Source organism: Aestuariivivens sp. NBU2969 (assembly GCF_019931125.1).
In the GTDB taxonomy this organism is placed as follows: Bacteria; Bacteroidota; Bacteroidia; order Flavobacteriales; family Flavobacteriaceae; genus Aestuariivivens; species Aestuariivivens marinum.
In genome coordinates this window covers 203,556-217,293 of sequence record NZ_JAIOUU010000003.1, presented here as the reverse complement: position 1 = coordinate 217,293, position 13,738 = coordinate 203,556, and the positions used below count along the sequence as shown (strand labels likewise).

The 13,738-nt window shown below is 34.2% G+C and carries 13 protein-coding genes; 12 read left to right on the top strand and 1 reads right to left on the bottom strand.

All coding sequences use genetic code 11. The annotated features are described in order from the left end of the window. Positions 1-66 precede the first annotated feature (66 nt). The 10 genes from rpsK to ctlX all read left to right on the top strand — a co-directional run bounded on the left by rpsK (position 67) and on the right by ctlX (position 10,632). On the top strand, positions 67-450 hold the full coding sequence (gene rpsK, locus K7G79_RS03950) for a 30S ribosomal protein S11 (RefSeq protein ID WP_223549361.1): 384 nt from the start codon (positions 67-69) through the stop codon (positions 448-450). A 196-nt stretch (positions 451-646) separates the two neighbouring features. Continuing rightward, positions 647-1,252 carry a 30S ribosomal protein S4 gene (gene rpsD / locus K7G79_RS03945; RefSeq protein ID WP_223549359.1) on the top strand — a complete coding sequence of 202 codons (606 nt, stop codon included), beginning with the start codon at positions 647-649 and terminating at the stop codon, positions 1,250-1,252. Between the two features lie 98 nt (positions 1,253-1,350). Then, the gene (locus tag K7G79_RS03940; RefSeq protein ID WP_223549358.1) at positions 1,351-2,343 is read left to right on the top strand and encodes a DNA-directed RNA polymerase subunit alpha; all 993 of its coding nucleotides are present in this window, start codon (positions 1,351-1,353) and stop codon (positions 2,341-2,343) included. 73 nt (positions 2,344-2,416) lie between these two features. Then, the gene (gene rplQ / locus K7G79_RS03935; RefSeq protein WP_223549356.1) at positions 2,417-2,893 is read left to right on the top strand and encodes a 50S ribosomal protein L17; all 477 of its coding nucleotides are present in this window, start codon (positions 2,417-2,419) and stop codon (positions 2,891-2,893) included. A gap of 86 nt (positions 2,894-2,979) precedes the next feature. Then, positions 2,980-4,086: a glutamine-hydrolyzing carbamoyl-phosphate synthase small subunit gene (gene carA, locus K7G79_RS03930; RefSeq protein WP_223549354.1), complete on the top strand. Its 1,107-nt coding sequence runs from the start codon at positions 2,980-2,982 to the stop codon at positions 4,084-4,086. A 235-nt stretch (positions 4,087-4,321) separates the two neighbouring features. Further along, a complete protein-coding gene (gene eno, locus K7G79_RS03925) occupies positions 4,322-5,611 on the top strand; it encodes a phosphopyruvate hydratase (protein WP_223549352.1) in 1,290 nt (429 codons plus the stop codon). A 196-nt stretch (positions 5,612-5,807) separates the two neighbouring features. Beyond that, positions 5,808-7,136, top strand: coding sequence for a citrate (Si)-synthase (locus K7G79_RS03920; RefSeq protein WP_223549350.1), 1,329 nt, complete (start codon positions 5,808-5,810; stop codon positions 7,134-7,136). A 177-nt stretch (positions 7,137-7,313) separates the two neighbouring features. Continuing rightward, on the top strand, positions 7,314-8,600 hold the full coding sequence (locus tag K7G79_RS03915) for a citrate synthase (protein WP_223549348.1): 1,287 nt from the start codon (positions 7,314-7,316) through the stop codon (positions 8,598-8,600). 162 nt (positions 8,601-8,762) lie between these two features. Next, entirely contained in the window at positions 8,763-9,677 is a 915-nt protein-coding gene (locus K7G79_RS03910) for a dimethylarginine dimethylaminohydrolase family protein (RefSeq protein WP_223549346.1), read from the top strand. A 19-nt stretch (positions 9,678-9,696) separates the two neighbouring features. Continuing rightward, positions 9,697-10,632 carry a citrulline utilization hydrolase CtlX gene (gene ctlX, locus K7G79_RS03905; RefSeq protein ID WP_223549344.1) on the top strand — a complete coding sequence of 312 codons (936 nt, stop codon included), beginning with the start codon at positions 9,697-9,699 and terminating at the stop codon, positions 10,630-10,632. 3 nt (positions 10,633-10,635) lie between these two features. Here the strand turns inward: ctlX and K7G79_RS03900 are convergent, their stop codons facing one another. After that, positions 10,636-12,687 (bottom strand): tetratricopeptide repeat-containing sensor histidine kinase, encoded by a 2,052-nt coding sequence (locus K7G79_RS03900; protein ID WP_223549342.1) that lies wholly within the window; start codon positions 12,685-12,687, stop codon positions 10,636-10,638. Between the two features lie 413 nt (positions 12,688-13,100). On the opposite strand from K7G79_RS03900, the gene K7G79_RS03895 reads away from it, so the two are divergent. Further along, positions 13,101-13,307 carry a hypothetical protein gene (locus K7G79_RS03895; protein ID WP_223549340.1) on the top strand — a complete coding sequence of 69 codons (207 nt, stop codon included), beginning with the start codon at positions 13,101-13,103 and terminating at the stop codon, positions 13,305-13,307. Continuing rightward, the gene (locus tag K7G79_RS03890; protein WP_223549338.1) at positions 13,300-13,737 is read left to right on the top strand and encodes a VOC family protein; all 438 of its coding nucleotides are present in this window, start codon (positions 13,300-13,302) and stop codon (positions 13,735-13,737) included. Before K7G79_RS03895 ends, K7G79_RS03890 begins: the two co-directional genes overlap by 8 nt. Position 13,738: the final 1 nt, after the last annotated feature.

Sequence of the window (13,738 nt, the reverse complement as noted above, 5' to 3'; positions counted from 1 at the left end):
TCTGTTCGAAATGTAAAAGTTTAGGATTCCAATAACTAAAAGCTAACAACTAGAAACTAAAAGAATATGGCAAAAACAAGTACAAAAAAACGTAAAGTTGTTGTAGACGCTATAGGTGAAGCCCATATAACAGCGTCATTCAATAATATTATTATCTCACTTACCAATAAGAAAGGCGATGTAGTTTCATGGTCTTCAGCAGGTAAAATGGGATTTAGAGGATCTAAAAAGAACACGCCTTATGCAGCACAATTAGCTGCCGAAGATGCCGCTGGTGTTGCATTGGAAGCTGGCTTGAAAAAGGTAAAGGTTTTTGTAAAAGGTCCGGGAAATGGTAGAGAATCTGCTATTAGATCTATTCATAATGCGGGTATAGAAGTAACAGAAATAGTAGACGTTACACCATTGCCACATAATGGATGTAGACCTCCAAAACGCAGAAGGGTTTAAGAACTATTGTTTCTAATATTCTTCTTATCTTTGCAGGAATTTTTTGAAAAGACTTGGTGATTGAGGTTTTTGATATTACCGAGTTAGTTTCACTTTAATAAATAATTTAATAACAAGTATCAACAAGAGATTTACGATTATCGAAGGATAAGATTAAGACCTTAATTCATAATCACTCTTAAAAAACAATTTAAAAATGGCAAGATATACTGGTCCTAAAACTAAAATAGCCCGTAAATTCGGTGAAGCTATTTTTGGAGACGATAAGTCTTTCGAAAAAAGAAATTACCCTCCTGGTCAACACGGAAACAACAGAAGACGAGGAAAAAAATCGGAGTATGCTATCCAATTGCAGGAAAAGCAAAAAGCAAAATATACCTATGGTATTTTAGAGCGTCAATTTAGAAATTTATTTAAAAAAGCTAGAGCTGCCCAGGGTATTACCGGTGAGGTTCTTTTACAGCTTTGTGAGTCTAGGTTAGATAATGTTGTGTATAGAATGGGTATAGCTCCTTCTAGAAGTGCTGCAAGACAGTTAGTTTCACACAGACACATTACCGTTAACGGAAATTTGGTAAATATACCATCTTATCAATTGAAAGCAGGAGATGTTGTTGCTGTTAGGGAAAAATCTAAATCGCTTGAAGCTATTGAAAGATCACTTTCAAATTCAAGCCACGTTTACGAATGGATTACTTGGAATGATGATACTAAACAAGGAACTTATGTTTCTGTTCCTGCTAGAATTCAAATTCCAGAAAACATCAACGAACAATTCATAGTCGAATTATATTCTAAATAATAAATTAATAACATTGGTATTTAGCCAAAGGGTCTATTCGTTCTTCTTCAAACTTATAGACCGCGCAACTAAATAACAATTAAAAAGAAGAAAAAGATATGGCAGTATTTAGTTTTCAAAAACCGGATAAAGTAATCATGATCAATTCTACTGATTTTGAAGGTAAATTCGAATTCAGACCTCTTGAACCTGGTTACGGTTTAACAGTAGGAAATGCGCTAAGAAGAGTTTTATTGTCTTCTTTAGAAGGATTTGCAATTACATCGGTTAGAATTGAAGGTGTAGATCATGAATTTTCCACAATAGCTGGTGTGGTGGAAGATGTTACTGAAATTATATTGAATTTAAAACAAATACGTTTTAAAAGACAGATTGATGATATAGACAACGAATCAGTTTCTATTTCAATTTCTGGTCAAGAACAAATATTGGCAGGCGATTTTCAAAAGTTCATATCTGGATTTCAGGTGCTTAACACAGAGCAGGTTATCTGTAACTTAGATCCTAAAGTTAATTTCAATCTAGAGATTACAATCGAAAAAGGTAGAGGGTATGTGCCTGCAGAAGAAAATAAAAAGGCTTCGGCACCAATAGGTACTATTTTTACCGATTCAATCTACACACCAATAAAAAATGTTAAATACAGTATAGAAAATTATCGTGTAGAGCAAAAAACCGATTATGAAAAATTGGTTTTTGAAATTATTACCGATGGTTCTATAACCCCACAAGATGCATTGACTGAGGCTGCTAAAACCTTAATTCATCACTTCATGTTATTCTCTGATGAGCGAATCACTCTTGAAGCTGATGAGATTGCACAAACTGAAACTTATGATGAAGAATCGCTTCATATGAGGCAGTTGCTTAAAACAAAGTTAATCGATATGGACTTGTCTGTACGTGCACTTAATTGTTTAAAAGCTGCTGAGGTAGATACTTTAGGTGACTTGGTTTCATTCAACAAAAACGATTTAATGAAGTTCCGAAACTTTGGTAAAAAATCTTTAACAGAGCTAGAAGAGTTGGTAAGCGTTAAAGGTTTAAACTTTGGAATGGATTTAAGTAAATATAAATTAGATAAAGATTAATTATTTCTAACTCCTTTATAATTTGCTCTCCGTAAACATGGATTGAGCAAGATAAAGGTTTAAAACAAATGTCATGAGACACGGAAAAAAATTCAACCATTTAGGCAGAAAGGCTGCTCACAGAAAATCGATGTTGGCAAATATGGCTTGTTCGCTAATAGAGCATAAGCGTATTAATACAACTGTAGCTAAGGCTAAAGCATTAAAACAGTTTGTTGAGCCACTCATTACTAAGTCTAAAGAAGATACTACGCATAATAGACGTATTGCTTTTAGTAGATTAAGACAAAAAGAAGCAGTTACTGAATTGTTCAGGGAAGTTGCTACAAAAGTTGGTGACAGACCGGGAGGCTACACCAGAATTATTAAATTGGGTAACCGTTTAGGTGATAATGCCGATATGGCTATGATAGAGCTTGTAGATTACAACGAAATCTATAACGCAGACAAGCCTAAAAAGAAAACAACTAGAAGAAGTAGAAGAGGTGGTTCTAAACCTGCGGCTGCTCCTGCTGTTGAAACAAAAGCAACAAACGAAGAGGAAGAATAAATGTTGATAAGCATTTGAAATATAAAGGATAAACTATTATTAGTTTATCCTTTTTTTTTGCAATTTTGTAAAACTTTTTTAAAAACATGAAATATCAAAAAAGACAAAAGGCCATCGTTCTTCTGGCAGATGGTACCATTTTTCACGGGAAAGCAGTAGGTAGTAAACAAGGAACAGCATTTGGTGAGGTATGTTTTAATACAGGGATGACTGGGTATCAAGAGATTTTTACCGATCCATCTTATTTTGGTCAGCTTATGGTGACTACCAATGCGCATATAGGTAACTATGGGACCAATGCAGACGAAGTAGAGTCAGACTCTGTTAAAATAGCAGGCCTAATAGTAAAGAATTTTAGTTATGAATATTCAAGACATAATGCCGATGCTTCTTTAGAAGAATTTTTAGAGAAAAATAACCTTTTTGCCATTTCAGATGTAGATACCAGAGCTTTGGTTAGTTATATACGGGATAATGGCGCAATGAATGCCGTCATTTCAACAGATGTAGATAATATTGATGAACTTAAAAAACAACTAGCAGAAGTTCCCAATATGGAAGGTCTGGAATTAGCTTCAAAAGTATCTACTAAAGAACCATATTATTTTGGGGATGAGAATGCGACATATAAGGTAGCAGCTTTAGATATAGGAATAAAAAAGAATATCTTAAGAAACATCGCTAAACGAGATGTGTATATAAAAGTGTTTCCTTACAATTCTAAGTTTGAGGATTTAGAAGCATTTAACCCAGATGGATATTTCCTGTCTAATGGTCCTGGCGATCCGGAGCCATTAAAGGAAGCGCAGGCGGTAGCAAAAGAAATTATTAAGCGAAACTTACCATTGTTTGGTATCTGTTTGGGACACCAAGTTATAGCACTTGCCAATGGCGTGTCGACCTATAAAATGCACAACGGACATAGAGGTATTAACCACCCTGTAAAAAACTTACTGACGGGAAAAGGTGAGATTACCTCCCAAAATCATGGTTTTGCCGTAAACAGGGAAGAGGCTGAAGTAAATGAAGATTTACAGGTAACGCACCTTCATTTAAATGATAATACGGTAGCAGGATTGGCAATGAAAAATAAAAATTGTTTTTCAGTACAGTACCATCCGGAAGCTAGTCCGGGACCGCATGATTCTGATTATCTTTTTGATCAGTTTATTGAAAACATTAAAAAAAAGTAAACTCTCAGTAGCTGAATAATTTAACAAAATAGAATTTCTTTGAAAATCAGTCTTTTTAGATTGTTTGTTTTAGGAAATACCCTTGTTAAAACACAACTGAATATCACTAAAACGTTATAGGTGCATTTTTATGTATTTGTTAGAAAATTACATAATAGTGCTAAGATTTAGTCGTAAATTTGATGAAAGTTTTTGAATTACTTCAATAAGTTAAAAGTTTATAAATAAATCAATTATGAGTGCAATACTTAATATTCACGCAAGACAAATATTAGATTCAAGAGGTAACCCAACCGTAGAGGTAGATGTTGTTACAGAGAATGGCGTGTTGGGTAGAGCTGCAGTACCTTCTGGAGCTTCTACGGGAGAGCATGAAGCTGTAGAATTAAGGGATGGAGGCAAAGCCTATATGGGAAAAGGTGTTTTAAAGGCTGTTGAAAATGTTAATACCACTTTAGCAGATGCTCTATTGGGGGTTTCTGTTTTTGAGCAAAACTTTATAGATCAAACGATGATCGATTTAGATGGAACACCAAATAAATCAAGATTAGGAGCTAATGCGATTTTAGGAGTTTCATTAGCAGTAGCCAAAGCTGCAGCAGAAGAACTAGGTTTACCTTTATACAGATATGTAGGCGGTGTTTCGGCCAATACACTTCCTGTACCAATGATGAATATCATTAATGGAGGCTCTCATAGTGATGCTCCTATCGCTTTCCAAGAATTTATGATTATGCCTGTAAAGGCAAAAGATTTTACCCATGCTATGCAAATGGGAACCGAGATTTTTCATCATTTAAAAAAGGTGTTACATGACAGAGGGCTAAGCACAGCTGTTGGTGACGAAGGTGGTTTTGCACCTACATTGGATGGAACAGAAGACGCTATTGAAACCATTGCTAAAGCGGTTGAAAATGCAGGTTATAAATTTGGTGATGAAGTAAAGATTGCTTTAGATTGTGCTTCCGCCGAGTTTTTTGTGGATGGAAAGTACGATTACACTAAATTTGAAGGCGATAAAGGAGCAGTAAGGACATCTGCAGAACAAGCCGAATATTTGGCCCAATTATGTGAAAAGTATCCAATTGTTTCGATTGAAGATGGTATGGATGAAAACGATTGGGATGGTTGGAAGTTGTTAACCGATAAAGTTGGAGATCATGTACAGTTAGTTGGTGATGATTTATTTGTTACCAATGTGGAACGTTTATCTCGTGGTATTGAAAGCGGTATTGCCAATTCTATTTTAATTAAAGTAAACCAAATAGGGTCATTAACCGAAACTATTGCAGCGGTTAATATGGCTAAAAATGCTGGTTATACTTCTGTAATGTCACACCGTTCAGGAGAAACAGAAGATAATACGATAGCCGATTTAGCTGTAGCTTTAAACTGCGGACAAATAAAAACAGGTTCTGCGTCACGTAGTGATCGTATGGCAAAGTATAACCAGTTACTTCGTATAGAGGAGGAATTGGGGGAAGTTGCTTATTTTCCTCGTAAAAAAGCTTTTAAGGTAAAATAAACCTAGTTTAACTATAGTTGGAAGCCAAATTCATATCTTGAATTTGGCTTTTTTTTTGTTCTTTTAGTTTTAATATGGATTACGTGTGAAATATTTTATATATATTCCATTTGTTGATAAATATCATATTTTAAATGTTAAATAAGTGATAGATTTATAAAATGTACTTATTTAATAATCTAATATCATATTTGTCATGAGTAAATTAAAAGATACCTTATACCAAAAGATTCTAGATCATAGAAAGCGAACTGCTAAGCTTTTAAAAGAAAGTGGAGATAAAGTTGTTGACCAGGTAACCGTATCTCAGATAATTGGTGGTATGAGAGGGATAAAAAGTCTAATAACAGATATTTCATATTTAGATCCATACGAAGGTATTCGATACCGAGGGTATACACTTCAAGAAGTGTTAAATAAATTACCAAAGGCAGAAGGAGCTGAAATGCCTTATGTAGAAGGGCTTTATTATTTGTTGTTAACTGGTGAGATGCCAACAAAAGAAGAAGTTCACGAGGTTATGGTAACCTTTAGAAACCGTCGTATAATACCGCGTTATGTTTGGGATGTAATAGATTCTTTTCCCAGTGAAAGTCACCCTATGGCAATTCTTTCTGCAGCTGTAATGAGTCTACAGCGGGAGTCTCATTTTAATGTGATGTACGAGAGAGGTTTAAGCAAATGGGATTATTGGGACAGTACCTTTGAAGATGCTATTAACTTAATAGCTAAAATGCCATTGATAGGAGCCTATATTTATAACAAATTATATCAAAAAGGGAAAGGGCACCGTTATCCAGATCCGTCTATGGATTTAGGCGCAAATTTTGCTTATATGATGGGTAAGGATAAACCTTATGATGATGTGTCTCGCATGTATTTCATAATACATGCAGATCATGAAAGTGGTAATGTTAGTGCTCATACGGGTCATTTAGTAGCAAGTACCCTATCTGATGTGTATTATTCAATTTCAGCCATGATTAATGGTTTGGCCGGACCTTTACATGGTCTAGCAAATCAAGAAGTGTTAAGATGGTTACAGGGATTGAGAAATCAAATGAATGGAAATTTACCAACTGAGGAGGAAATGAAACAATATGTTTGGGATACTTTAAATAGTGGTCAAGTAATTCCTGGTTATGGACATGCGGTATTGAGAAAAACAGATCCTAGGTATACAGTTCAAAGAGAGTTTTGTTTAAAGCATATGCCTGATGACGAGTTGTTTAAGTATGTGGATGCATTATATAAAGTAGTTCCAGATATTTTACGAGAACAAGGAAAAGCAAAAAACCCGTGGCCAAATGTTGATGCTCAATCTGGTGTGGTACAATGGCATTATGGTATTACTGAGTACGACTTTTATACAGTTTTGTTTGCTATTGGTAGATCAATAGGTGTCCTATCCAATATTATTTGGGATAGAGCATTGGGTTATCCCTTAGAAAGACCTAAATCTGTAACTACGGATATGCTCGAAAAAATGGTTAAGCCTAATCAAGAACTAGTCGAAACAAATTAAAACTAACTGTTTTTGGATACATAAAAAAGTGATTGTTTTTTTGATAATCACTTTTTTATTTACTATCAATTTTAATTATGTTTAAATTGATTAATATCATTATTGATAAACTTTAAAAATAGGCTCTTTTTTTGTAATTTAGCATTCCGCTTAAACAAAATAAATTTACTTGAACTTATGGCAAAAACTGCTACCATTGAAATAGATGGGAAAAAATATGACTTTCCATTAATTACTGGAACCGAGAATGAAGTTGCAATAGATATTAAAAGCTTAAGAGGAGCTACTAGTGGTGTAATAACTTTAGACTCTGGCTATAAGAATACTGGATCTTGTGCCAGTAGCATTACATTTCTTGATGGTGAAAAAGGCATATTAAGATATAGGGGCTATTCCATTGAAGAATTAGCAGAAAAAGCAAGTTTTTTAGAAGTGGCCTACTTACTTATTTTTGGAGAACTTCCAACTCAAGAACAAAGTGAAAGATTCCATAGTGATATAAAAGCACAATCTGTTGTTGACGATGATGTCAGGAAAATTGTTGATGCTTTCCCGAAATCGGCACACCCTATGGGAATCATTTCTTCTTTAACAAGTGCACTTACAGCTTTTAATCCTTCATCTGTAAATGTTAAGTCGGAAGAGGATATGTATAAAGCCATTGTAAAAATACTAGGTAAGTTTCCAGTATTGGTAGCTTGGACCTTGCGTAAAAAACAAGGCCTGCCGTTAGATTATGGTGACAAGAACTTGGGTTATGTAGAGAATGTCTTGAAAATGATGTTCAAGCAACCCAATGAAGATTATGTTCAAAACAAAGTGGTTGTTGATGCATTGGATAAATTATTAATCCTGCATGCCGATCATGAGCAAAATTGTTCTACATCTACAGTTAGAATAACCGGTTCTTCACATGCGGGGTTATTTGCATCGCTTTCAGCTGGTATTTCTGCATTGTGGGGGCCGTTACACGGGGGGGCTAATCAAGCTGTATTGGAAATGCTGGAAGCTATAAAAGCAGATGGAGGTGATACTAAAAAATATATGGCTAAAGCCAAGGACAAGGATGATCCGTTCCGTTTAATGGGCTTTGGGCATAGAGTATATAAAAATTTCGATCCCCGTGCCCGCATTATAAAAAAGGCTGCTGATGAAGTTTTAGGTGATTTAGGTATTGAAGACCCTATATTAGATATAGCAAAGGGTCTGGAAAAAGAAGCTTTGGAAGATCCATATTTTGTTGATAGAAAACTGTATCCCAATGTAGATTTCTACTCAGGAATTATTTACAGAGCTATGGGTATTCCTACCGACATGTTCACGGTAATGTTTGCTTTGGGGCGCTTACCAGGTTGGATTGCACAATGGCGGGAAATGCGTTTAAATGGTGAACCAATTGGAAGGCCAAGACAGTTATATGTAGGTGAAACATATAGGGCTTTTGTGCCAATTGACAAAAGATAAGATTATTAGATTTTATAGAATTTATAAGCTTCATGGGTTTTTCATGAAGCTTTTCTTTTTTAAAGTAATATTTTTTAGAATAATGTAAAAATTGTGTAATAATCATTAGTTTTGAAGCTTGAAATTAAGTCTGTTTTTAGACTTATACAGATAAAAAATTTTATGCTAAAACTCAATGTAAAAAATGAAACATCTAGGTTAAGAGCTGTAATTTTAGGAACAGCCAAAAGCAATGGACCAACACCTAGTGTTTCAGAATGTTACGATCCTAAAAGCATTCAACATGTATTGGCTGGTACTTATCCAAAGGAAGAAGATATGGTTCAAGAAATGGAGGCCGTAGCTGCTGTTTTTAAAAAATATGATGTTAGGGTTTATCGGCCTGAAGTGATTGAAAACTGCAATCAAATTTTTTCAAGGGATATTGCTTTCGTAATAGAGGATAAGATAATACGTGCCAATATATTACCCAATAGAGAAGAAGAGGTTGAAGCCATACGCTATGTGTGGAACCAAATAGATAGAAAAAACAGAATTGTTTTGCCAGAAGACTGTCATGTTGAAGGTGGTGATGTTATGCCTTGGAACGATTATATTTTTATTGGTACTTATACGGGTGAAGATTATGCTAGCTATATCACTGCTAGGACCAATAAAGCAGCTGTTATTTCCATTCAGGAAATGTTTCCTCATAAAAAGGTGAAATCGTTCGAACTACGAAAATCAAATACAGATCCAAAAGAAAATGCATTGCATCTAGACTGTTGCTTTAATCCCTTGGGTAAAGGAAAGGCTATTATTCATAAGAACGGATTTTTGGTAGAGGAGGAATATGAATGGCTCGTAAACTTTTTTGGAAAGGACAATGTTTTTGAAATAACCAAGGATGAAATGTACGAGATGTATAGTAACGTGTTCTCAATTTCGGAAGATGTTGTTATTTCCGAAAAAAGTTTCATACGTTTAAATAAGTGGCTTAGGGAGCAAGGCTTTACGGTAGAAGAGGTGCCCTACGCCGAAATAGGAAAACAAGAAGGACTCTTGCGTTGTACAACCCTACCTTTAATAAGGGACTAGTTTTTATTTCTAAGAAATTATGCAGCAAACCACAAATACCATTTTAATGATTCGTCCAATAAATTACAGGATGAACGAGCAAACGGCCATTAATAATTACTACCAAAAAGTTTTGGATAAAATTTTACCGGAAACAGTAAATATTAGGGCACAACAAGAATTTGATGCTTTCGTTGAAAAGCTAAGACAAATAGGGGTTAATGTGATTGTTGTTAGTGATACTAACGAGTATGATACTCCAGACTCTATATTCCCAAACAATTGGGTGTCCTTTCATGAAAATGGTGATGTTGGCCTTTATCCCATGTTTGCAGAAAACAGACGTTTGGAAAGACGTGAAGATATATTGCTAACCCTAGAAGAACAAGGATTTATTATTAAAAATATTATAGACTATACAAGTGCTGAAGAAGAAGGTGTTTTTCTCGAAGGTACCGGTAGTATAGTGTTGGATCGTGTAAGCCGAAAGGCCTATTGCGCCTTGTCTGCCCGGGCAGATGAAGATTTGTTTATAGAATTTTGTGAAGATTTTGAATTTACACCAGTTATTTTCACCGCTTATCAATGGGTTAATAATAAACGATTGCCCATTTATCATACCAATGTGATGATGTGCATAGGGGAAAGCTTTGCTGTTATTTGTTTAAATAGTATTGACGATAAAAAAGAACGCAAAAATATTTTAAAGCATTTAAAGGAAGATGGTAAGGATATAATTGATATTTCCGAAGAGCAAGTTAACCACTTTGCAGGTAATATGCTTCAAGTGAGGGGCAAAAATGATTCCCGTTATTTAATAATGAGTCAAGCTGCATATAATGCATTGACCAATGAACAAGTACAAAAATTGGAAAAGCATACAAACTTACTATCAAGTTCACTGGATACTATTGAAGCTTGTGGTGGTGGTGGTGCCCGTTGTATGATGGCAGAAGTCTTTTTGCCAAAAGCCTAAGTATTAAGCAGGCTTAGATTTTGGTAGTTGTACATAAAATGTAGTGCCAACATTTAATGTGCTTTCCACCCATATTTTACCATTATTAAGTTCAACCAGTTCTTTACAAATAGATAAACCTAAACCAGTACCCTTTTCGTTATTGGTTCCTGCAGTGGTAAAAGTGCTACTTTTAAAAAGCTTCCCAAGATTTTCTTTTGAAATTCCCACACCGGTATCAGCAATACTTAAAATACAGCTACCATTACTGATATGGTTGGACACTGTAATCGTGTCGCCTTTATTACAAAACTTTAATGCATTGGCTAATAGGTTTTGAATCACGATTTCTATCATACTTCTATCTGCATAAGCAAAATCGCGTAAAGAATGATCAATAAGGTTTATACCTTTTTGTGCCATACGTTGCTCAACTAAATTTACTTTGTCCTCAAAAACTTCTTGAATATCAAACAGACTAGGTTTAGGTTCAAGTGATTGCATTTGAGATTTAGACCAATTTAAAAGATTGAACAGTAATAGGGAAGCATTACTTGCATTATCACTTAATTCGGGGATTAAATTATCAAATTCTTCCTTAGAAAGCGTATCGTCTTTTAATAAGTCTATAAAACCATTAATAGACGATAGTGAATCCTTTAAATCGTGCGATATAATGGAAAATAACTTGTCCTTTACATTGTTAATGTTCTCTAAATGCTTTATTTGCTCGAGATCTGCTTCGTGCTGTAAGTTGGCTTTTAGGTTTTTTTCTTCTAAACTCTGAACCAGTTTAATGTTGTCCATACGTTTAGAGTTGGTCAAAATAATAAATACGATAGCCATAACAAGTATGGCCAGTAAAATATAGAACAATAGCTTAAACGATTTCTGTTTATCGACTTCGGCTTGAGACGTTAAGGTTTTACCGCTTTCTTCAATTGTATTGTCTAAATTTAAAGTTGGATTGATATCAATGTCAATATTAGAATCGATGTCAATAGCAGACAATCTTTTTTGTTCTAATGATGTTTTTAAGCTGTAATATTCACGCTGCCATACAAAAGCCCGATCAAATCGCTTTCTGGTTGAGTCCAAGCGTTTCATTATATTGTAATACCTAAGGAGTTCTTGTTTGTTATCTAAGCTTTTGGCCATGGTTCCAGCTTCATATAATTGCCGTTCGGCAAGAATCAATCGACCTTGATTTAAATTTAAGGTACCTAAATGGTTTAAGGTGGTCAATAAACCAGCTTGGTTGTCATTACGTCTGTTTAAGTTTAACCCTTGTAATAAATATTTTGAAGCATTGGTAAAGTCGTTAAACTGCAAGTATTCGCCGCCCAGTTTAGCAGAAACAACGCCCTGTATGGAGTCGTTTTCAATATTGGCATTTAAAAGATTTTTATAGTATTCAATAGCTTTTCTATGTTCCTTTTTCATGGAATATAAATCGGCTAATTTGCTGTAAGATATGTTAATGCCCTTAATATCTCCTAAGATTTGTTGTAAGGGTAGGGCTTTTAAGTAAAAGTTAATCGCTTTATCATAGGCACTTATATTATAATAAGCATCAGCAAGATTACTATACGCCAAGCTAAGTTCCTGTTTTAAATCTTGCTGTTCTAGGATTTCAATAGCCGATAAGGCATACTGTAATCCTTTAGCATAATTACCGCGTTTAATTTCTATTAAGCCAATACCATTATTCACTTTTGCGATACCAAGTGTATCATTGAGCGTGTTATACAAGTCCTTACATTTTGCATAACTACTAATGGCATTGATATAATCGTTTTTATGAGCATAAATTAAGGCTTTATAGTAGATAACATCGGCAAGCCCTTTTTTATAATCTAAATCTGTAGCTAGTTTTTCTGTTTTAACAATAAACTTTACAGCCTTGTTATAATCTTTTTTATCGTAGAGGAGTTTAATGAGCTCTAAGGAAGTCTTTGCTTTTAGTGTATCCTGTTTTTGAAAGGCTAATTGTATCGTAAGGCTATCTATATCCTGGGTTTGCGAAAAACCTAAGAACATAATTAAAAGAGTGCCTAACGTAATTAATTTCCTCATACAATATCTACATTAAACTAAATCATTTAATAAATAGGTATCTTAAGGAGACTTTCATTGAGGGAATAAGAGTGCTCTATCGTTTACTAATTTAAATGTATTTTTTAGCGTTATTAAATTATTTTGCTTGAAATGGATAATTAATAGCTTAACAAAAGTTGTAAAATCACATATTAAAAGCTAATATTTAGGTTTTAATACCAATAAATTAGATGAAATGAATAGCAAAAATTCGTTAAAAAATCGATGAATAGATTAACGGCAAATATTATATACAAACTACACTTTTGTCGATGAAATACACCTTAAACAAGTCTGTTTTTATATGTGCTTAAATAACATTAAATATTATTGGTTATAATTCAAGTTAATAATTTGTATCTTAACCATGTAAATCTTACTTAATTTGTATTATGAATAAATCAGTTAAAACAATTCTTTTAGTTGCTGGACTTGGATTATTAGTTTATGGCATTTATACTTTGATTGCGCCAGAAGCATCGGTTAGTATAGGTGATTTTAGCGTAGAGGCTCAAGACAATACGGATGCCTATATTACCATTGCTTTAGGTTTGGTAGCTATAGTGTTAAGTTTGGTTGCAGGTAAAAAAGTTGACTAAAAATTTAAAAGAAAAAACTATAGAAGATAATATAGAAATTGGATTTTTGGACCATGTTGCTATTCGTGTTCGAGATTTGAGTGTTTCAGCTGAATGGTATCAACGGGTCTTAGGTCTTAAAAAGTACCAATTGCCGGAATGGGGAGCATACCCCATATTTTTACTGTCGGGTAAATCCGGAATTGCATTGTTCCCTGCAAAATTAGATGATCCCAAATTGGATGCTTTTTCAAAGAACATAAAGATTGACCACTTTGCTTTTCATGTTACCAAAGAGAATTTTGAAAAGGCTAAAGAGCGTTATGCTCAATTGAATATGGATTTTAATATTCAAGACCATTATTTTTTCCATTCCATATATACCAAAGACCCCGATGGACATACGGTTGAATTAACAACTTTGATGGTTAATGAGGATGAATTTTATTGAA